General features: G+C 62.3%; 16 protein-coding genes. 9 read left to right on the forward strand and 7 right to left on the reverse strand.

The window, feature by feature from the left end; translation table 11 throughout:
- Positions 1-58: 58 nt before the first annotated feature.
- A complete protein-coding gene (locus ASC80_RS02825; RefSeq protein WP_056292675.1) occupies positions 59-4,954 on the reverse strand; it encodes an apolipoprotein A-IV repeat region-like domain-containing protein in 4,896 nt (1,631 codons plus the stop codon).
- Between the two features lie 395 nt (positions 4,955-5,349).
- Here ASC80_RS02825 and ASC80_RS02830 point away from each other — a divergent pair, with 395 nt between their 5' ends.
- Positions 5,350-5,727 (forward strand): Hpt domain-containing protein, encoded by a 378-nt coding sequence (locus tag ASC80_RS02830; protein ID WP_056292676.1) that lies wholly within the window; start codon positions 5,350-5,352, stop codon positions 5,725-5,727.
- Positions 5,728-5,829: 102 nt separating this feature from the next.
- Positions 5,830-6,150, forward strand: a complete 321-nt coding sequence (locus tag ASC80_RS02835; protein ID WP_056292678.1) for a 2Fe-2S iron-sulfur cluster-binding protein — start codon at positions 5,830-5,832, stop codon at positions 6,148-6,150.
- Positions 6,151-6,185: 35 nt separating this feature from the next.
- On the opposite strand, the gene ASC80_RS02840 is transcribed toward ASC80_RS02835, so the two are convergent.
- Positions 6,186-6,644 carry an acyl-CoA thioesterase gene (locus ASC80_RS02840; RefSeq protein ID WP_056292679.1) on the reverse strand — a complete coding sequence of 153 codons (459 nt, stop codon included), beginning with the start codon at positions 6,642-6,644 and terminating at the stop codon, positions 6,186-6,188.
- 185 nt (positions 6,645-6,829) lie between these two features.
- Here ASC80_RS02840 and ASC80_RS02845 point away from each other — a divergent pair, with 185 nt between their 5' ends.
- Positions 6,830-7,858: an NAD(P)/FAD-dependent oxidoreductase gene (locus tag ASC80_RS02845; protein WP_056292680.1), complete on the forward strand. Its 1,029-nt coding sequence runs from the start codon at positions 6,830-6,832 to the stop codon at positions 7,856-7,858.
- Between the two features lie 12 nt (positions 7,859-7,870).
- Here the strand turns inward: ASC80_RS02845 and ASC80_RS02850 are convergent, their stop codons facing one another.
- The 3 genes from ASC80_RS02850 to ASC80_RS02860 all read right to left on the reverse strand — a co-directional run bounded on the left by ASC80_RS02850 (position 7,871) and on the right by ASC80_RS02860 (position 11,990).
- On the reverse strand, positions 7,871-9,910 hold the full coding sequence (locus tag ASC80_RS02850; protein WP_082512385.1) for an SGNH/GDSL hydrolase family protein: 2,040 nt from the start codon (positions 9,908-9,910) through the stop codon (positions 7,871-7,873).
- Positions 9,911-9,989: 79 nt separating this feature from the next.
- Positions 9,990-11,045: a lysylphosphatidylglycerol synthase transmembrane domain-containing protein gene (locus tag ASC80_RS02855; protein WP_056292681.1), complete on the reverse strand. Its 1,056-nt coding sequence runs from the start codon at positions 11,043-11,045 to the stop codon at positions 9,990-9,992.
- A 510-nt stretch (positions 11,046-11,555) separates the two neighbouring features.
- A complete protein-coding gene (locus ASC80_RS02860; protein ID WP_056295480.1) occupies positions 11,556-11,990 on the reverse strand; it encodes a hypothetical protein in 435 nt (144 codons plus the stop codon).
- Between the two features lie 105 nt (positions 11,991-12,095).
- Here ASC80_RS02860 and ASC80_RS02865 point away from each other — a divergent pair, with 105 nt between their 5' ends.
- Positions 12,096-12,716, forward strand: coding sequence for a hypothetical protein (locus ASC80_RS02865; RefSeq protein ID WP_082512386.1), 621 nt, complete (start codon positions 12,096-12,098; stop codon positions 12,714-12,716).
- A gap of 5 nt (positions 12,717-12,721) precedes the next feature.
- Here the strand turns inward: ASC80_RS02865 and ASC80_RS02870 are convergent, their stop codons facing one another.
- Together ASC80_RS02870 and ASC80_RS02875 are read right to left on the reverse strand one after the other, a co-directional pair.
- Complete coding sequence (locus ASC80_RS02870; protein ID WP_056292683.1) at positions 12,722-13,147, reverse strand: universal stress protein; 426 nt, start codon at positions 13,145-13,147, stop codon at positions 12,722-12,724.
- Between the two features lie 33 nt (positions 13,148-13,180).
- The gene (locus ASC80_RS02875; RefSeq protein ID WP_056292684.1) at positions 13,181-13,720 is read right to left on the reverse strand and encodes a SixA phosphatase family protein; all 540 of its coding nucleotides are present in this window, start codon (positions 13,718-13,720) and stop codon (positions 13,181-13,183) included.
- A 118-nt stretch (positions 13,721-13,838) separates the two neighbouring features.
- On the opposite strand from ASC80_RS02875, the gene ASC80_RS02880 reads away from it, so the two are divergent.
- The 5 genes from ASC80_RS02880 to ASC80_RS02900 all read left to right on the forward strand — a co-directional run bounded on the left by ASC80_RS02880 (position 13,839) and on the right by ASC80_RS02900 (position 21,328).
- On the forward strand, positions 13,839-15,257 hold the full coding sequence (locus tag ASC80_RS02880) for an NAD(P)/FAD-dependent oxidoreductase (protein ID WP_056292686.1): 1,419 nt from the start codon (positions 13,839-13,841) through the stop codon (positions 15,255-15,257).
- Between the two features lie 109 nt (positions 15,258-15,366).
- Complete coding sequence (gene msrB, locus ASC80_RS02885; protein WP_056292687.1) at positions 15,367-15,870, forward strand: peptide-methionine (R)-S-oxide reductase MsrB; 504 nt, start codon at positions 15,367-15,369, stop codon at positions 15,868-15,870.
- Positions 15,871-16,057: 187 nt separating this feature from the next.
- Positions 16,058-17,869: a flagellar hook protein FlgE gene (locus ASC80_RS02890; protein WP_056292688.1), complete on the forward strand. Its 1,812-nt coding sequence runs from the start codon at positions 16,058-16,060 to the stop codon at positions 17,867-17,869.
- A gap of 41 nt (positions 17,870-17,910) precedes the next feature.
- Positions 17,911-19,794, forward strand: a complete 1,884-nt coding sequence (flgK, locus tag ASC80_RS02895; RefSeq protein WP_056292689.1) for a flagellar hook-associated protein FlgK — start codon at positions 17,911-17,913, stop codon at positions 19,792-19,794.
- A gap of 10 nt (positions 19,795-19,804) precedes the next feature.
- Entirely contained in the window at positions 19,805-21,328 is a 1,524-nt protein-coding gene (locus ASC80_RS02900) for a flagellar biosynthesis protein FlgL (RefSeq protein WP_056292691.1), read from the forward strand.
- Positions 21,329-21,360: the final 32 nt, after the last annotated feature.

Here is a 21,360-nt window from a genome sequence, read left to right on the forward strand (position 1 = left end):
CGTATAAAAAAGCGGAGGCTTGCGCCTCCGCTTTTTTGAAATGGCGTTGCGTGCTGCCTCAGCCGAGGCGGCCGGCCGCATGCGCGAGCAGGGTGTAGACCAGGCCGGTTTCCGAAACGAGATGGTTTCGCAACGCCGCCGGTCCGCGCTCGTCGCGCGACACCTCGTCGAGCAGGCGCTCGAACTCGTTGATGTAGCGGTCGACCGTCTGCTTGAAAGCCCGATCGGCCCGATACTTCCGCGCAACCTCGTCGAACGCCTTCTGTCCGGCAGGCGTATAGAGACGCTTGCTGAAAGCCTTGCGTTCGCCGCGCTGATAGCGATCCCACATCTCGGCCGCCATCTCCCTGTCGACCAGACGGCTGATGTCGAGCGAGAGAGCCTCGAGCGGGTTGGCGCTCGGACGGCTCTGCGGTGCGCGCCCACGCGGCGCGGTATCGTTGTCGGCGCGGGTCAGCAGATCGGAAAGCCAGCCGTCGCGGCTCTGATCGGCTGCTGCGGCGGGGCTGACCGGAGGCGCCTCGGTTCGGCGAGGGCCGGCAGTCATGCCGAGATCGGGCGGTGGCAGGTTTGACGCGCTGGTGGTGTCACGTCGCGGCGCGGCAGGACGGGGAGCTTCGGCCCGGCCACCGGCGGCGGCCAATACCGGCTCCTCTTCGCGATGATTGACTCGCGTCGATCCCGCGACGTCCAGACCACGACCATGGCGCGCGACGATCCGGTTGAGTTCGGCCAGAGCCTCGATCTGATCGACGATGACCTTGCGCATCTGCGCGGTGCTCTCGGCTGCTTCCTGCGGCATATCGAACACGCCACGCCGAAGCTCGGCGCGTGTCGCATCGAGCTCGCTGTGAAGCTCCGACGCCATCTGCTTCATGCCATGAACGATGGAGCTGAACTTGTCAGCCGCCTGCTGGAACATCGATCCGGCGTCCTGCGTGCCCTGTTCGTAGATTTCGGACAATACCTCCATCGTCTGACGGCGTTCCTCTTCGACCGCCAGCCTGACGGCCTCGAACTGTCGGCCGACCGCGGTCGAGCTTGCACCGGCGCTCTCCGCCACCACGCGTGCGATGTCTCGAGCGCGGTTTTCAGCGGCGACCAGGGACTCGTCGAGCAGGGTGGTGAAGCGCTGCAGACGCTCGTCGAGGTCGAGGGTGCGAATGTCGATCGTTGTCACGAGCGACTCCAGCATGGTGTTGCGGTCCGCAACTGATGCACTGGTGCGTTCGTTGCTCTCATCGACCAGCTTGGCAGCCTCAGCCAGCATCTGCCCATGGCTTTCAAATTTGCTGGACAGTGCGCTCAGGCCCTCAAGGGCACCTGAGGTCGACCTGTTGAAGATGGCAAGCTGTTCCTCGAGTGCATTGGTGGAGGCGCCATTGCGCGTCGTGACGTCGTTCAGCGTCGAAACGAAGTCAGCCACGCGGGTCACCAGCGCTCGCTCAAGCGAGTTCAGGTTCTCGTGTGCCCCGGTCAGCACTTCCTGCAGCAGGATGTTGCCTTCGCGCAGGCGCTCGAACAGGGCGACTGTATCGGTCCGCAGGATTTTGCTGGTCTCCTGCATTTCCGTGACCGCCGAAGTCGCGACCTGTCGCGACTGGTCGATCGCTGCGCGCGAGGTTTGCTCGATATCCTTCAGGGCCTTGTTGACGGCGCCGGTCGCGATCTCGCTCGCGGTGTTGATCTGACGGGCCAGATCGGCGCTGTTGTTCATCATGGCGAGTGTGAAGGCGCCGCCACGGCCCTCGATCGAGGTCAGCGCCACTTCGGTGGCGTTGCCGATCACCGCCGCAAGCTCTTCGCTCTTGGTGCCGAGCGCGTGAACGAGCTGGTCGCCCTTACCGGTGATGACTTCAATCAGTGGTGCGCGGCGATCGTCGAGTGCGCGGGCGATCCGGTCGCTCTGCTCCTGTAGTCCGTTGGTCAGCTCCGCGACCTTGTTCGCGACATGCGCGCCAAGGTTTTCGGTCGAAGCCGCGATCGTACGCTCGATTTCCGCGGACGACGCCTTCACATGCGTGCTGGCATTGTTGGCGGCGAGAATGAGCGTGCTTTCGGCTTCGCGCGCACCGATCTGCATCGTACGCTCGATCTCGGCGGACGATGTCCTGATCTGCGCGCTCGCGGCGTTGGCTGCGGCGACGAGGGCGCTTTCGGCCTCGGCGGCGCCGGTCTGAAGGGCTCGCTCGATCTCGGCCGACGACAGCTTGATCTGGGCGCTGGCGTTGTTGGACGCCTGAACGAGGAGAGTCTCCGCCGCGCTGGTGCCCATCTGGAGGGCCCGCTCGATTTCACCGGAGATCGACTTGTACTGGCTGCTGGCACCGCTGGATGCCTGGACGAGTATGTTCTCGACCTCAGCGACGCTAATCTGGACCATCCGCTCGATTTCGGCGGACGATGACTTGATCTGCATGCTTGCGCTGCTGGATGCCTGAATGAGGGCGGTCTCGGCCTCGCGGGCGGTGGTCTGAACCGTGCGCTCGATTTCTTCCGAAGCGGCCTTGATCTGTGCGGTCGCGTTGGCGGAGGAGAGGGTGAGAAGATTTTCGGCCTCGCGGGCACTGGTCTGGACCGTGCGCTCGATTTCCTCCGAAGCAGCCTTAATCTGCGTGGTGGCATTGGAGGAGGAGAGGGAGAGAAGATTCTCGGCTTCCCGGGCGCTGGCTTCGACCGAGCGTTCGATGTCCGACGATGCCGCCTGCAACTGCGAGGTGACTTCTCCCGACAGCGTCAGCAGCGATTGCTGTGCAACGCGTGCGCTCGACTGAATGGCTTCGCTGGTTCCCGCGATGAGGGTAGTGAGTGTCCGCTCCGAATCGTCGACGCGGGACTTGATACCCTGCGTGAGTTCTTCGGCGCGGGTGAGCAGAACGTCGCTCGCCCTCTGGCCGCTCGCTTCGACGCGGCTGGCGGCGGCATCGACGCGGATGTCGAGCAGGTTCTCGAAACGTCCGACGCGGGCCTCGATATCGGAGGCGACCGAGCTGGCATGGTTTTCGATGCCCTGCTGAATCTGGGTGAAGCGATTCGAGATCGTCTCGTTGAGATCGTTGCTGCGGCTCTCGATGGTCTGCGTCACCGAGGTCGCGCGACCGTCGAACGATTCCTCGAGCGCCTTGAGCTTGCCGTCCACGGTTTCGTCGAACTGCTTGATCTTCGAGTCTAGCGACACGTCGAGGCTGGTCACGCGGGATTCGATGGCCGACTGGAAGCCGGTGAGGGTGCTGTCGAGGACAGACTGGATCTGGCCGCTATGGGCATTGATCCGACCGTCGAACGTGTCGACGTAGTTCTTCAGGTTGTCGCCGATGCTCTGGGTGTGCTGGCCCATACGGTCGACGATTTCGCCGCCGAAGGTCTTCACGGTGCGATCGAACTCGGCAACATGACGGGTGATCAGCGCGCCCAGCGTGCCGCTGTCCCGCGCGAATTTCTCCGCCAGTTCCGAGCCGCGGTCGCGTATCAGGCCTTCGAACGAGCCGATCTGCTCGCTCAGCGCATCGTGCGATGTTTCTGTCTGGCTGACGACCTTCGCAACCAGTGCATTCACCGTCACGTCAAGGGATTCGCTGACCTTGTCGCCGCTGGTCAGGATGCGCTCGGCAAGCCGGTCGCCGATTTCATCGATCTTGCTGACGACTTCGCCGCCGCGGATATCGAGTTCGTCGATCAGGGAGTCGGTGGAGGTTTTCAGCGAATCGTAGACCTTCTCGGTTTTCTCCGAGACGCCACCGACGATCTCGTCGGCGCGTGCGGCAATACCGTCCACGATCGTGGTCGATTTCAGTTCGAAAGCGCTGGTGATGTGGTCGATCTTGTCATTGAGGATCTCGTGAACGCGATCCGCCAGATCGGCGAATTCCTCGTGAACGTGGCCGGTCTTGAAGTTCAGGCTGGCGGTCAGTTGCTCGCTTGCTTCCATGACGGCTTGCGCGGTCTGGCTGCTGGCTTCCTCGAGGCGATCGAGGAGGTCGCCGCCGCGCTCGCCAAGCGCGATGATCATGTTGTCGCCGGCCGCGCCGAGCGCGCCGGTGATGTGTTCGCTGCGGCTTTCGAGAGTCTGGGTGATATTGAGCGCGACTTCGTCGACACGCGCGGCAATCGCGTCGCTGATGAGCGCGATGTCCTGGCGCAGGTCGATCTGGACGCCTGCGATGGCGTTGCGGACCTGTTCCGCCTGGCCGACGAGATTGTCGCGCTGGACCGAGATATCCTGCAGCAGGGCGCGCATGCGCACTTCGTTGTCGCTGTAGGCGCGCTCGAGCGCGGACACTTCATTGGTCACGAGGGCTTCGAGTTCGCCGGCGCGGGCGATCGCGCGTTCGACGCCGTCGCCCATCGCGGAAACCTCGCGACGGATCGCCTGTCCGACAGTGACGATAGCGCCGCTGGCGACGTTCTCCGGCTCGGAAAAGCGAATCGCCATTTGCGCCATGGATTGCGCGATCAGGCTCAATTCCTGGCTGCGCCAGGCGACCCCGGCAAGGAAGTAGAACAGCAGCAGCGGGGCGACGAAAGCGCAGGCGAGGCCGGCAAGCGCAAGCAGGCCACTGCTGCCTGGCTGGGCGGTGATCGCTTCGAGGGTCGGCAGGAAGGCAAATGTCAGCAGGCCGGCTGCGGCGAGCCACAAAACCGAGAATACGGTGGCGAAGGTATAGGCGCTGCGGCGCGGGCGGCCCTTCTGGATGATCTGGAGAATGGCGCCAATGGTTTCGCGGTCGTCGTTGGCGGCGGGGCGCGCCATGCGAGGCTGATCGAAATCGTTGCCAGCGGAGCGCAGTTCGGCGGCGTGCGTGTCAAAGGACCCCAGCGATGACTCGTGAACGGTATCGCGCCCTGAACCGTCCGGACGAATGTGATCGGCCGGTGCATCGGAGATGTTGAGGGCTTCCTGAATAGCCGAAAGTGCGACTTCGGTTGGGTCTTTGACCTTCGGATTTTTTGCCATTTTTCGTCTACGCCCTTGTTTTACTTATCCGGAAGGGTCCCGCAGCGGCTTGACGCCGCGCCGGTGTCCCGCTCCCGGACCTTCGACTGCCGCCAAAGTCCAAAGTGGAGCTCGTTGCTGCTTGGCTTGTCCCCTACTTCCGCAAACATCCTATTGGCTAGGCGGTTCGAATGAAATGGTTGCCGTTAAGAACATTTTAATCATCGTTAACGATGGGCGGCTAACGCTTTCAAATTTCACAAAATTCTGCGCCGTTATGGGACTTCATGGCGCTGGCATGGCAAAATAGTGGCGTAATCGTGTCTTATTCAACAAGGTTTCGTTAACCACCGGTGTGCTTGGTTAGGCGACTTCGGCTGCCGGATCACCCGCGCGGCAAACGTGCTTGGCTTACTATGCCACCTCTTCTGGAACAGATCGCCTGGATGCCATCGCCGCCGCTGGTCCCCGATCAGACCTCGATCGATATCGTGCACCTGCGCAGGATGACGCTCGGTGAGATTGAACTTGAGCGGGAGGTGCTGTCGCTGTTCGCGCAACAATCCCGCGATCTGCTCGGTCGCCTCGGTGCGATGCCCGACGACGCTGCTGCACTGGCTCATACGCTGAAGGGATCGGCGCGCGCGATCGGAGCGTTTGGCGTGGCCGATGCCGCGCAGGCCCTCGAGGCGGCGATGCGAGCCAGGAGCGGTATCGCAGGAGCCTTGCGGGAACTGGAAGCCGCTGCGGATGCGGCGCGGGCCGCGATCGACACGATCCTGAATCAGCCCTGATCGCCGTGAATAGGTCCTCTTTTGCCGCCGAACGCTAGCGTGGCGGGGATTGACCCGTTATAGGACTGCCTCGTCGTTTATCTTTCGGCAGCGCGAGACATCATGGCCAAGATCAATTTCACCGATCACGCAGGAACAACACGCACCGTTGACGCCGAGACCGGCTCGACGGTGATGGAAGCCGCAATTCGCAATGCGATTCCCGGCATCGAAGCCGAGTGCGGCGGCGCCTGCGCTTGCGCCACCTGCCATGTGTATGTCGACGAGGCGTGGCGCGCGAAAGTCGGTGATCCGACACCGATGGAAGAAGACATGCTCGATTTCGGCTACGACGTCCGGCCGAACTCACGCCTGTCGTGCCAGATCAAGGTGACCGATGAACTGGACGGGCTGGTGGTATCAACGCCGGAACGCCAGGCTTAAACCCAAGCTTGACTGCAGGCCTGAGCGGGGACCGTTCAGACCTGCTCGTTTGTTTCGCGCAGCCGCCATGGCTGAAATTTCGCGATCAGTTCGTCCGGCAAAACCGTCGGCCTCCGGGTCTGCTTGTCGACGAGGACCGTCACCGCTTCGCACGAAGCTGCGCACTTTCTTTCGGAAAAGACCACTTGCCGATAGGCCACCGACGTGCGGCCGATCCGCGACACGCCGAGACCGAGTTCGACGGTCCCTGGCCAATTGACCTCGGCGTGAAAATCGATCGCGAGCCTCACCAGCATCCAGCTCTGCCCGTCCGGCATCAGGCCGTAGGCCGGATTCCGCATCAACGTGACGCGGCCGGTCTCGAAATAGGTGGAATAGACCACGTTATTGACGTGGTACTGGGGATCGAGGTCCGCGAAACGGACATTGTCCGAAAGGCGGAAGGGATAATCTTCCAGTCGCAGCGGGGTTTCGAGACGAGTTGGCGCGTTCACTGAGGCTCTCCGGCAGACCATCGCCCATACAGGGAAATATCGGGGTCTTACAAGCTCTTATCAGGGATGGCAGAGCCGCAATTATCGCTTTCCCAGGGGGCTGTCCTTGGCTAGACAAACCTCTGAAACACGGCGTCCGGGCCGGTCCTCCCGCAATCGAAGCCAACAACTGACAAAGAACGATCATGAGTGAAGTCATCAAGACCGATGTGCTGATCATCGGCGCAGGCCCCTGCGGACTGTTCGCGGTGTTCGAACTGGGGTTGCTCGATATGAAGGTTCATCTTGTCGACATTCTCGACAAGCTCGGGGGGCAATGCGCGGAGCTCTACCCTGAGAAACCGATCTACGACATTCCGGGGATTCCGCTTGTCACCGGCCAGGGCCTGACCGAGGCGCTGATGGAGCAGATCAAGCCGTTCAACCCGACCTTCCACCTCAACGAGATGGTGGAGACAATCGAGAAGATCGGCGATCCGCTGTTTCGCGTGACAACGGATGCCGGGCAGGTGTTCGAAGCGAAGGTGGTTGTGGTTTCCGCGGGTGGCGGATCGTTCCAGCCGAAGCGTCCGCCGGTGCCGGGCATCGAGGCTTACGAAGGCACGTCGGTGTTCTATGCCGTGCGCAAGATGGAGCAATTCCGCGGCAAGGATCTGCTGATCGTCGGCGGCGGAGATTCCGCGCTCGACTGGACGCTCAACCTGCAGCCGATCGCACGGCGAGTCACGCTGCTGCATCGCCGTGACGATTTCCGTGCCGCGCCCCACAGCGTCGAGCAGATGCGGGCGCTGGTTGCTTCCGACAAGATGGATTTGCGGATCGGCCAGGTGACCAGCCTTGAAGGCGAGGGCGGCCAACTGTCAGGGGCGCAGGTCAAGGGCAATGACGGGGAGACGATCCGGGTCGACTGCAACATCATCCTTCCGTTCTTCGGCCTCACCATGAAGCTCGGTCCGATCGCCAACTGGGGCGTCAAGCTCGAGAACAACCTGATCCCCGTGGATACCGAGGCGTTCGAAACCAATGTCCCCGGCATCTTCGCGATCGGCGACATCAACACCTATCCCGGCAAGCTGAAGCTGATCCTTTCCGGTTTCCATGAAGGTGCGCTGATGGCGCAGAAGGCGCATCGCTATGTCTATCCGGACAAGCGCCTCGTGTTTCAATACACGACGTCTTCATCGAGCCTGCAGAAGAAGCTCGGCGTCAACTGACGCCGGGTTTTGTTATCGCAGCTGAGGGGGCGGGAATGCCGCCGGCGCCAGCGGTTCGCTGACGACTTCAGCCTCCGGCCTTCCAAGCCCGAGCACTGCCGCAGCGGCAGGCAACGCGGCGTCCGCCATCGCGGCATGCCCTTCGGCAGTCGGATGAATGGCGCCGCCGTAGACCGCCGACAGAACACCCCAGGTCGCATCGTGAATATCCGACGGCTGGCTCGAGGTCTTGGCCGCCAGCGGATACGTCATCGCCGCGAAGTAGCTGTCATTGGCGTCGCGAATCCAGCGTGCGCGCGGCAGATAAGCGCGGAATTTACTGGCGGGCTGACCGCACGCCATCGGGTTGTTCGCCGCAGCGACAATGTCCTCGGTGAAACTGTGCCCGTTGGCCAGGAAGCATTGCTGATCGAACGCAGGGTCGTTCGGCCCGCGCGCGCAGAAGCCATGGTTCGCAAATGCCGCCTGATGACTGTCGACGAATGTCATGGTGTCGCCACGGCCGTCGCAGATGATTCCGCCGGTACAAAGTGCGAGGTTCTTCATCTGCGGCAGGAATTCGTTCTCGACGAAGCCGATGGTGCTGGCAAGCCGGCGAGGATCGGCATTGAACGAGGGATGAACGTCGAAGCCGGCCCGTCCGCCGGGGCAGGGCGCCCCGTTGGCAAGGGCGGGATTGCCGTAGGACACGAACACCACATGAGACAGGTCGCCGCCGACCATCGGTTTCAGCGCCTGCCGCAGGCGGCGGAAGCGTTGCGGCAGGTCGCGCTTCAACGTCGCGCGCGAGGTTTCGACCGATCCGAGAACGCCGCTGCGCTGGAATATCGCCCGCTCCGTGCTCTGGTCGACGATCACATCGGCGACCAGACCCGAGAAGTCGATGTCGTTGGCGCCAACCGACAGCAGCACGAGATCGAGCTCACGGCTTGGCAATCTTTTCTTGGCGGCCGCCAGCGCTTCACGCAATTCCGCCAATTGTGCGTTGACGGTGCCCTGGCAATTCATCGTTTTTTTCGTGACCAGGCATTCGCGCGCGGGCATCGACTCGAACAGGCCCTCATCGATGGTCGCGCCTGAACATGCCAGCGGCAGATAGGTGACGGCGATGTGCGGATGGCGCACCGCCAGCGCCAGCGCCACGCGCGTCTGATAGCTGTACAGCGAGCGATGGCAGGCGGCATTGAGCCATTGCGCGCTGAGGCGCTGCCAGGTTTGCAGGGCATTTGGCCCGTCCGACGAACCTTCGCAGGCGCGAGTGCCTTTGAAGTTGGCCCGGCTGGGACGGAAATACTGGCCCGAAAGCCCGCCGAGATAGGAGCGGAAGCAGAAGCCTTCATCGGATAACGCAACCGCAAGGTCAGGATTGCCTTCGCCGGATGCGATGGAGTCACCCAGGCCTGCGACCAGGATGTCCCGCACCCCGACCTCGGTTGTGACACGTTGCGGAGCATCTGTTCCGCTCGAAACGTCGACCGTGACCACGGTCGTCCTGCCATAGCGAGCGCGGAAATTGATCGGCTCGTTGCAGTCGAGAATTGGCGCTCGGGGCTGTCCTTCACCGTCGTCGAAAGACCATGCACATGTGGCGCCGACCGGAATCGTTCCCGACAGCCGCACCGTGACGGGATGGTCGACCGGCGCAAGATAGTCCTCTTTCACGCCATCCCGGGTGCAGGGCTTGTTGACCCGTCCCGCCAGATCGATGCAAAGGCGCCGGAATGTATTGCGTGCCCAGCCGCGGCCGTCGCTTTGAATCTCGAGCGCCTGCTCGGAGGCGAGAACGCTGTGTCCACGCAGGGCTTCGGTCTGAAGCAGGAAATCGCGCTCCTCGCGAAACAGCCGGAAGCGGTTGCGGACTTCCCATGAAATCTGCAGGTCACCGGAATTCACGAGCGGCTGGGGTTGCTGGGCGGATGGAAACTGCAGCGGGGATTGCTGAGCCGGTACTTGCGGAATGGGAGCAGGCGGCTGCTGTGCGAAAGCCGATCCCGGAATGGCAATCGGGAACGCCAGCAAAAACAGGAGGGCAGTTGCGCAACGCTGGATCATGGAGTTTTGAAGCGCACGGTTAAGGCGAAAATGAGGGAGCGACGAAACGACTGTGACCGGACGCGCGAGGTTCGCAGCATTATCCCTGCGGCTGCTGCTGCTTTGCCGGTTGCACGATAGCACGGGCAGCACTCAGGCCATTGGCCTTGCGGCGTTGCCACGGCAACCAGACGCTCAGCCAGATCTCGCGTGTTCCCATGATGGTGATGGCGAGCGTGAAGGGAATGAGGAAATAGAGAATCCGGAAGATCAGCAGGGACGCCAGCAACTGTTCCTTGCCGAGTTCGGGAAGGCCGACGAGCATTGCGGCGTCGAACACGCCCAGGCTTCCGGGTGCGTGGCTGGCAAATCCGAGCAGGGTCGCCAGAATAAAGACCACCGCCATCGAGACGAAGTCCACGTGCGGCTGGGTTGGGATCAGCAGATACATCGCCAGCGCGCAGAATCCGAGATCGACCACGCCGATCAGGATTTGCAACAATGTCAGCGGCGCGGATGGCAACACCACCTTCCAGCCGTTCTGGCCGAGTTCCCGCCGGTTGCGGCCCATTGCCAGCCACAGCAGATAGGCGGCGATGCCAATGAGAACGCCAAATCCGATCAGCCGGTTGATGCCTTCAGGCAGCAGATCGATCGCTGTCGCCGCCGTCGGATGCCAGATCATTCCGATGCCGAGAACGAAACTGTTGCCGAGCCAGAACGTCAATCCGGAGATGAAGCAGATCTTGGCGACGTCGATCGCACTCAGGCCCCAGTCCGAATAGATGCGGAAGCGGATTGCGCCGCCGGTGAAGACAGTGGCGCCGAGATTATGGCCGATCGAATAGCTGGCGAAACTTGATAGCGCGGCGATGCGGTAGGGGACGTGCTTCTTGCCGATCGTGCGCAGGGCGAACAGATCGTAGAAGGTCAGGGTGCAGAATGCGCATACGACGCAGAGTGCGGCGAGCGCGATCTGGGTGTGCGATTTCTCTTCCAGGGCGGTCAGGACGATGCCCGTGTCGACGCCCTTGAGCGTACGGACAAGATGCATGATGGCGACGACGACAATGACGAGGCTGGCGATGAGGCCAAGCCGTTTCCAGCCGATCCAGTCATAAAAGACACGCCGAAGCATGCTCAACAAACCTTGCATTCGTCCTCCCGGCGGGGCGAGCAGAAAACATAAGCCGATTGAGGCGACAGGAAGCAAGCGGCTGCGTGGGTACTCATACGCGAAATCTCATACCGGCAAAATAGGGCGTTGTGCTGTCCGGCCTGCCGTTGCAACGCCTGAAATGCGGCCAAAAAACGGGCTGTCTTATTATCTCTATATATTCACGCGCAGGCACTTGCGACAGCTCATGGTTCAAACATGACAACGCCCGGTCTTCGGCCGGATTCACTGCTTGCGAAGGGGCTTGAAGCATAGCCGGGCCGGCTCATTCCGCCCAGAGCAACCGCGCTCCGGCAAAAAAATATTTGCGCTCGCGGCTGATCCGTAAAGGCGATCGATCTCATCGGTGCGGCCGATGTGGAAAACGCCGATAGATCATTCGCGCGCGGCAATAAGTCCAGCCGTAGCATGAACGCTATCGAGGATGCGACGGATTGAGACAAAAAGCCGCGCAGACAAGGCGCGTGCGGACCCGGTTTGCCGGCGCTGCTATTCGCGGCGAAGCGCGAAGTGCGCGCCGCAAAAGGCCATCACCGCGCCGAGTACGAGGGCGACGATACCGGCGAGCAGTCCGGATACGGTCGGGATGGCGCTCGGCGCCGAAGCGGCCTGACCGGCCGCGGCCAGCAACACAACGCCGACGGCAATCAGGAATTGACGCATCCGTCGCGGAATCTGCCCCGATGCGGCGCTGTGCATCAGCGAGGCCGTTACGAATCCGCCGACGAAGGCCGTGGCGGCGATCAGCCACCAGGCGATCGCCGCCGAGGCCGGGATCAGTCCGGGTGCATCCGTTTTCCATAAATCGCCGAGATACAATCCGAAGCGCTGTCCGAGGATATGAACGCCGAGCGCAAGCAGGACGCCGAAAACCGCGGCTCCGGCCAGGATCAGATGGCGTGGATAGGTGGTCACCGCGGCCATGTGCTTCAACTGCGTGGTGTGGAGATGATAGGACGTTGCCATCCGGTACGTTATCATCGCTTGTAAGATAGAGTTGAACGCCAGCGCAAGCACGGGGTCGTCGAATTGATCGTTCAGGCACAGACATCGAAATCGGCTAAGCCCCCGCCGCCTCAGGCTCCGGGCGATGGCTCGCGCTACACTTTCAAGCCTACGCTGGTTGGATCGGCGCGCCAGTTCGAACTGCGTGACGACGGCCTGTGGTGGAGTGCGTCGGGGAAGTCGAGCCTCTGGCCTTACAACAAGATCGCGGCCGTTCGCCTGTCATACCGGCCGGTCTCGATGCAGTCGCGGCGGTTTCGCGCCGATATCGAGAACACGTTGGGAGAGCGTGTCACGCTGTATTCGACGACATGGCACACCCTGGCGCTGATGTCGCCGCAGGACGACGACTACCGCGCGTTCATGGTGGCGTTGCATCGGCGTCTGGCTGAGGCAAAGCCGGATGTGGTCCTCGTCAGCGGCATCAATCCGAAGGTTCATGTCGCGGGCATGTGCCTGGTCGGACTGGTGGGCATCGCGCTGGCCGGATTGATGATCCGCGGGTTGATGGTCGGTCAGTTCACCGCAGTGCTTTTTCTGGCGGCATTCGCTGCGTTGTTCGGCTGGCAGATCGGCGGATTCCTGAAACGCAACGCGCCGGGCCGATACACGCTGGACCCGCTGCCGTCAGATCTGTTGCCGTAAACCCGTCAGTGCCTCACCACCAGAACCGAACACTTGGCATAGCGCACCACGTGACCGGCATTCGAGCCGAGGAAATAGCTTTGCATCGACGGCCGGTGTGACGTCATCACGATGAGGTCGGCGCCGACATCGGACGCCTCTCCAAGAATTTCGTGGTAGATGCCGCCTTGGCGTACGATCGATGAAATCCGGCTGGCTTCGATGCCCGACTCGCGCGCCACGATGATCAAGGCTTCCTCCGCCGATTGCCGCTGCTGTGTATCGAAATCAGGCGGCACATATTCGGCGAGCATGACCGGCGTCAGCGGCATGACATTGAGAAGACGCACGACCCCGCTGGAGTATCGGGATAACGATGCCGCGGTTTCGATCGCCGGTTTGGCCAGATCGGTGTCGGCGAGATCGATGGGGACAAGGATCGATTTGAACATCTGTGTCTCCGCGGTTTCGGTATGTCGGCGTCGCTAGTCGGTGTCGCTCGCAAAAGGTTGTTGAAGAAGCTTAGGACTCTTGAACTGCGTCAATGTGCCGGTTCGGAATGATACCTCGGTCCAGTCCTCGATGTCGAAGTCGATGACCGCAAGACCCGTCGTCGGCAGGTTGTTGATCAGTGCGCGCAGCCCGGCCTTGTCGCCGCGCGCCGGCAAGGTCAACGCCAGTTCATGAAGACCGGGATTGTGCGCCACGATAAGAAGGCTTCGGGGAGCGGTTGCCGCCGCATCTCGAATGATCCCGAGCAGTTCGGTCGCGCCTGCGTGGTAAAGTTCATCGACTGACTCGACGAGGCAGTGCGGCATGACGGGTGCAACCAGCGCCCAGGTCTCCTGCGCCCGTGTCGCGGTCGAAACGAGGGCGAGGTCCGCCCGATAACCATTGTCGGCCATCCATGCCGCCATGACAGGGGCATCGTCGCGGCCACGCGGGTCGAGGCGGCGGTCGCGGTCCTTGCCGCTTGTCGCGTCGCGCTCCGTTTTGGCGTGGCGCAGCAGCATCAGACGGAGCATGGCGCGACCTCGATTCGGCTGGAGCCGATGATACTCGATACAGGCTTTGAACCGGGAATAGTGTACAAGCCGGCGTCCGACAAGTGACAAGCATCCGATCGGCGGCTAAGAAAATCCGATGGCGCAGTCTGCGACACATGAAACCGGGAGCGAGGCTGGCGATGCGTCCGCGGATGCCGGCCGCCCGCGGCTGACATTCGACCTCGATGTCGATGTGTGCGTTGTCGGCGGCGGACTCGCCGGGCTGACCGTTGCGCGCGAGGCTGCCCGGAACGGCGCGAGTGTCGCGCTGCTCGAAGGACGGCAGGTCGGCTGGAATGCATCGGGGCATCATCTCGGCACAGTGATGCCCGGATATGGCGTGCCGGTTTCCGACCTGATCGCGCGGGTCGGCTTTGATAATGCCCGCGAGCTTTGGTCGCTCTCTCAGGCCGGCGCGGATTATGTGCGGGCGACCGTCATGACGAATGCGCCCGAAACCGCGGTGACCGATGGCGCGCTCGAAGTCTCGACCGTCGACGCCGGGGATGAGATCATCAGCCGCCTGCAAACGCTGGGTGAGGATTTCGGCGCCGACGTCGAAGGCTGGCAGGCCGACCGCGTCCGTGACGTTCTCAAGACCCGACGCTATTTTCACGCCATCCATTATCCGAAAGCGTTCCAGATCGACGGACGCAAGTATGTGCATGGTCTTGCCTCGCTTGCGGAGCAGGACGGGGTGCGGATTTTCGAGAACACGCCGGTGGTCAATATCGACCCCGCCGGTGTCCGCAAGCGTGTCGTGACGCCATCGGCGCGGCTGCGTGCCTCGCAGGTCGTGCTTGCGGGCAATGCGCATATCGGCGCGGCCGGCGTTCGGTTGGCGACGACGCTGTTGCCGGTCTGGCGCTATGCGGCATTGACGGCGCCGCTTGGCGAGCGTCTTGCCGAGACGGTGACGTTCCAGGGATCGGTAATCGATACCGACGGGATCGATCATTTTCGTATTGTCGATGGCGACAGGCTGTTGTGGTCGTCTCCGGAAACGACGTGGCAGGCCAACCCGTCGAGATTTGCCAAGGCTATCCGCCAGCGCATCGCGACCATGTTTCCTCAACTCGGCCGCGTCGAGATCGCGGAGACCTGGGGCGGGGTCTTTGGCCAGACCGTCCATGGCATGCCGCAGATCGGCCAGCTTCGGCCCGGCCTCTGGGTGGTCAGCGGTTTCGGGCGTCAGGGTCTCAACACATCTGCGATGGCCGGGGAGTTGATCGCCAGAAGCATGTTGCTGGGGGATGATCGCTGGAAACTGTTTTCGCCCTTTGAACTGGTCTGGGCAGGCGGGACCGCCGGGCGGGTGGTCGGTCATGCCATCGGCAAGCTCTCGCGGCAGCAATCCGCGGCGGCCGGGGCGCTGGCACGTTATCGCGAGCGAGCGGCGGCGCGGGAACAGACCCGCGAATTGGCGCATGAAAAACGGGTGGCCGTGGCCCAATCGCGCTCCGCAGCGGCGGCCCGGCGTGCGGCTGAACTGCAAAAGCCGCATGGCCGGCCCTGATCACCTCGCGGGAATGTGAGCCGAGGCGGGGATAATCACCGTAACTTCCGGTGTTTTAGGTCGTAGCTGCCATAGGACCCGGTATCGCCCGGCTTGAACGGAGTTTCCAATGATCAACCGCCGCTTTCTTCTCGCATCCACTGCCGGTTTGGCGGCGTTCGCTGCGCTGCGCTGGCTCGGTTTTCCGGGGAAGGCCGAAGCTGCCGGCAAATTCGAGATCGAAAAAACCCCGGAAGAATGGAAGCGGCAACTGACGCCTCGGCAATATTACATCCTGCGCGAGCATGGCACCGAGCGGCCGTTTTCGAGTCCGCTCAACAAGGAGAAGCGTAAGGGCATCTTCGCCTGCGCCGGTTGCGACCTGCCGCTGTTCGCCTCCGAAACCAAGTTCGAGAGCGGAACCGGATGGCCGAGCTTCTACGATCATCTGCCGAATGCCGTCAGCAAGACCGAGGATCGCACCATGATGATGGTGCGGACCGAGATCCATTGCCGCCGTTGCGGCGGCCACCTCGGACATGTGTTCGACGACGGCCCGAAGCCGACCGGACTTCGTTACTGCATGGATGGCGACGGCATGGTCTTCAAACCCGCCGATGGCTCGTCGTCCTGACACCCGGCTCCGGCAATTCTTGCCGCGCTAGGCAATTGTGCCCCGGTCAAATGGCCGGGGCTTTTTCTTAAGTGATTGATATAGCAATATTTTATACGTTGGCACGACGCTTGCGACTCCACCTTCGAAACGCGGCCCTTGTTTTGGCAACCGGCAGGCCGCCCGGATCGAAGCTGGAGACGATGTCATGGGTATCTTCGGGGCTCTCACCACATCCGTCGCGGGCCTCCGCGCCCAGTCCTACGCGCTGGAAAATATCTCCGGCAACATCGCGAACTCGCAGACCACTGCATTCAAGCGCATCGACACCAGCTTTCTCGATCTCATTCCAGATACCGGAACGACCAGCCAACTCGCCGGCAGCGTGACCTCGGCGTCGCGCGAAACCAACACGGTGCAGGGCGACGTGCAGGCCGCTGCGGTCGCCACCTACATGGCGATCAACGGCGACGGTTTTTTCGCCGTCCAGAAGCCAGGCAATTTCACGGACAACCAGCCGGTGTTCGACGGTGTCGATCGCTACACGCGCCGCGGCGACTTCACGCTCGACAAGAACGGTTATCTCGTCAACGGTGCGGGCTACTATCTCGAAGGCATTCCGATCGACCCGACGACGGGCAACGTGACCGGCAGTGTGCCGACGGTGTTGCGGTTCGGCAGCGACTTCCTGCCGGCGCAGCCGACCACCTCGGTCACTTATCGCGCCAACCTTGCGAGCTATCCGCTGACCTCGAAGCATGACAATTCGGTGCCTGGCTCCGAACTGCTCAACGTCGGCGACTTCACCTCCAATCCGCGGATCATCGGCACGCCGCCCAATCCGTACATGGACAATGCATCGCCGGGCACCGCGGCCAGCAGCAAGCTGACGACTCCGACCGCGATCAGCGGTGCGACGCTGCTATCGGGCGGCGCCAACACCGACTCGCTGACGACGGATTTCGCGATCGGTGACACCGTGACCGTGAATGGCGTGACCATCACTTTCACTGCATCCGGCGGTCTCGATGACGCGACCAATATCCCGGTCGATTCCACGGTCGCAAACCTGCTTGCCAAGATCGACGCGGCGAACGGAAACACCACCAACCCGTCGACCGTCTCGGCGACGGGCGTCGTCACGATGCACACCGGCCTTGCGAACAATCTCCAGATCACCAGTTCGAACACCGGTGCGTTCACCGCGCTCGGCCTGTCGCTGCCGGTGACCGCCACGCGGCTTGGCGGCGGCACGCCCGGTACCGGCACTGTGGTCGGATCGGATATTCAGTCGTTCATCGATGAATCGGTATCCGGCGGCGCAACCACCGCCTACGACGTCTCGGGTTCGCCTGTCAGCCTGCAGTTCCGCTGGGCCAAGGTGGACAGCTCGAATCTCGGTGCCGGTCACGTCGACAAGTGGAATCTGTTCTATCAGGTCGATGCCAATGCAACCGGTGCAGCCGTCGCCTGGCAAAACGTCGGGACCGACTTCACCTTCGGCGCCAACGGCCAGATGAACCCGGCGGTGTCGTCGGTTACGCTGAACAGCGCGACCATTGGCGGCGTGGCGCTGGGTAACGTCACCGTCAATTTCGGCGCCAGCGGCGTCACGCAATTCGCCGATGCCAATGGCAACGTGCAGGTCAACGATATTCACCAGGACGGCTTCCCGGCCGGTCAGTTGCAGACCGTTGCGATCAGCAACAACGGCCGCGTGGTCGGCAGCTATTCCAACGGCCGCAATATCGATCTCGCGCAGATCACGCTCGCGACTTTCAACGGTCCGAACTTCCTCAAGCGCATCGACGGCGGCGCGTTCGAAGCAACCGACGAGTCGGGTCAGGCGCTATATGGCAAGGGCGGCACCATCGTCGGTTCCTCGCTCGAAGGCTCGAACAGCGATATCGCCGACGAATTCACCAAGCTGATCGTCACCCAGCAGGCCTACTCGGCGAACACCAAGGTCATCACCACCGCCAACCAGATGGCGCAGGATCTGCTGAACGTGCTGCGATAAGCGGCAAGCGTTCGCAATCAATTTGAGATGGGCAGTATGTTATGGGTCTGAGCCAAGCTCTCTCAACCGCGATGGCTGGCCTGCGCGCCAACCAGGCTGCTCTGGCGCTGGTGTCGTCCAATGTCGCGAACACCGAGACGCCGGGTTATGTTCGCAAGACGATCAACCAGCTTCAGACCGTCTCGGGCGACAGCGCGAGCGTTCGCGTCGCCGGCGTCAATCGCGAGCTCGATCAGTACATCCAGACCCAGTTGCGCACCGAGATGTCCGGCGCCTCTTACGCCGGAACGCGCGCCAGCTTTCTGAACAATCTTCAGACGATCTATGGCAATCCAAACTCGAAGTCCACGATCGAAGGCGCGTTCAACTCGTTGACGACGGCTTTGCAGGCGTTGTCGACCAGCCCCGACTCGCAGTCGGCACGCGCCGCCGTGCTCAACGCCGCGCAGTCGATGGCGCAGCAGCTCAATTCAGCAACGCAAGGGATTCAGGGTCTGCGCGCCAGTGCGGAATCCGGAATCAACAGTGCGGTGTCGATCGCCAACAATGCGATGGCGCAGATTGCAGCGATCAACAAGCAGTTGCAGGGCCACTCGACGCAGGACACCGCGTCGGCCACGCTGATGGATCAGCGCGATCAATACATCACTCAGTTGTCGCAACTGATGGACGTGCGCGTCGTCACCAGCGGCAATCAGGTGTCGGTTCTCACCGGCTCCGGAATGCAACTCGTCAGCGGTCCCGACGCCATTCAGATGGCATTCAATCCGCAAGGCACGGTCACGCCGAACACGCAATGGAGTGCCGATCCGTCGAAGAGCAATCTCGGTTCGATCACTGTTGTTTCACCGGGCGGCGGAAATATCGATCTGATCGCGACCGGCGCGATTCGCTCCGGCGCGATTGCGGCCTATGTGGAGCTGCGCGATAAAACGCTGGTTCAGGCGCAGGCGCAGGTCGATCAATTGGCGGCCTCGATGTCGAGCGCGCTGTCCGACCGGACGACCGACGGTATTGCCTATCCGCCGTCGCCGGTGCCGCCCGGCACGCCGGCTGGATTCGATGTTGACCTGACCGGACTTCAGAACGGCAACGTCATTCATCTCACCTACACCGACACGGCGACCAATACCCAGCACAGCATCTCGATCGTTCGCACCGACGATCCATCGGTGTCGCTGCAGAATTCAGCAACCGCCGACCCGAACGATCGGGTCATCGGCGTGGATTTTTCCGGCGGCATGGCGTCGGTGGTGTCGCAGCTGACTGCCGCGCTCGGCAGCGCCGGTCTCCAGTTTTCGAATCCTTCGGGTCAGAACCTGCGCATCCTCGACGACGGTGCCGGGGGAATGTCGGACGTCAATTCGGCATCGGTCACCACGACGATGACGTCGCTGATCAACGGCGGGCCGCAGCTGCCGCTGTTCACCGATGCAGGGAATCCCTATACCGGCGCGATCACCGCATCGGGCGCGCAGCAAACCGGTCTGGCGGGGCGGATCACGATCAACCCTGCACTGCTCGCCGATCCGTCGCGCCTGATCGTCTACAGCACCTCGCCGCAGACGGCGTCGGGCGACACCACGCGGTCCGATTATATTTTGTCGCAGCTGACGTCCGGTACTTACACCTACCTGCCGCAGTCCGGCCTCGGCACCACGGCTTCGCCGTTCAAGGGAACGCTTCTCAGCTTCACGAAGCAGTTCACCAGCATGCAGGGCGATGCCGCAAGCATGGCGCAGCAGATTTCGGACGGTCAGAACGTCGTGCTGAATACGCTGCAGAACAAGATGAATGCATCGTCCGGCGTCGATATCGACGAGGAGATGGCCAATCTTCTGGCGCTGCAGAGCGCCTATGCCGCCAACGCCCGGGTGATGTCGACGGTCAACTCCATGTTCCAGGCGCTGCTGCAATCAATTTGAGGAAGTTCTCATGACCATCGATGGCGTCAGCGGTCGGACATCGTACCTCGGTTCGCAGCTCATCAATATCAAGAGCCAGCTCGATTCCCTGACGCAGCAGCTCGCGTCCGGACAGAAGTCGAATACCTACGCTGGTCTCGGTGTCGACGCCGGCACGGCAACGGGCCTGCGCGCGCAGATCGCCAGCATCGCAAGCTACGCCGGCACCGCCACCAACCTCAACACCCGCATCGGCATCGTCAATCTTTCGCTGCAGGGAATCGCGGACGCGACCAGCGAGGTGAAAGCCGCCGCGGCGGGTGCGTCGCTGACGCTCGACAACACCGGGCAGACCGCGGGCCAGCAGACCGCGATGGCGTCGTTCACGCAGACGATCGCGCTGCTCAATGCTGATTCCGGCGGCCGCTATCTTTTCTCGGGTCGCGCGACCGACACGCCGGCGACGGCATCGGCAGATGCCATTCTCAACGGCACCGCCACGCAGGCCGGATTGAAGCAGATGATTGCCGAGCGCAAGGCGGCTGATCTCGGCGCAGGCGGTATGGGGCGCGTAACCGTTAGTTCGCCCACGGTTACTTCGGTCGCGGTCAGCGAAGACGTCACCGGATCGCCGTTCGGTCTCAAGCTCGATTCGATTTCCTCGAGCCTGACGGGGTCGACGGTGACCGCGCCGCCAGATCCGCCACCGGTTTTACCGGCGCCGCCGTCGACGATGTCGGTCGATCTCGGGCCGACCAATCCCGGCGACGGTGAGAAGGTGAAATTCACCTTTACCTTGCCGGATGGTACGACCGAGTCGATCGAGCTCACCGCTTCGTCCGAAGTTCCATTGCCTGCAGGCAGCTTTGCGATTGGCGTGGATTCGACTGCGACCGCGGCAAATCTCAACGCCGCACTCAATATCTCGGTCGGCAAACTCGCCAACACGTCGCTCGTCGCGGGTTCGGCGATCGCGGCGTCGGGAAATTTCTTCGATTCCTCGCCGCCGCAGCGGGTCAACGGCCCTCCGTTCGATTCCGCGACGTCGCTTGTCGACGGCACCGCCGCGAACACCGTGTCATGGTACACCGGCGAAGACGGCGCCGATCCGGCGCGCGGCACGGCTGTCGCCGGAATCGATACGGCGATCACGGTGCAGTATGGTGCTCGGGCCAACGAGGATGCGTTCCGTACCGCGCTCAAGAATGTTGCGGTGTACGCGGCGGTCACCACCAGCACCAGCGATCCCAATGCTACGGCGCAATTGACCGCGCTGAACTCCCGGCTGGTCCAGAATCTTGGCGTCCAGACCGGACAGCAGACCATTCAGGACGTTCAGGCCGAGTTCGCTGGCGCGCAAGCGTCGATCAAGACGACGACGGACCGGCAGACGCAGGCCGGTGCGATTGCGCAGTCGCTGCTGGATTCGATCCAGGGCATTGACGACAATGAGGTCGCGACCAAAATTCTCGCGCTGCAGACGAGTTTGCAGGCGTCGTACCAGACCACGGCATCGCTTTATCAGATGAGCCTGATCAACTTCCTGCCGCGCTGATGACGGTCAAATGGCTGGCGAGCCTGTGGAGG

Origin of the sequence: Afipia sp. Root123D2 (genome assembly GCF_001425835.1) — a bacterium.
GTDB lineage: Bacteria > Pseudomonadota > Alphaproteobacteria > Rhizobiales > Xanthobacteraceae > Afipia.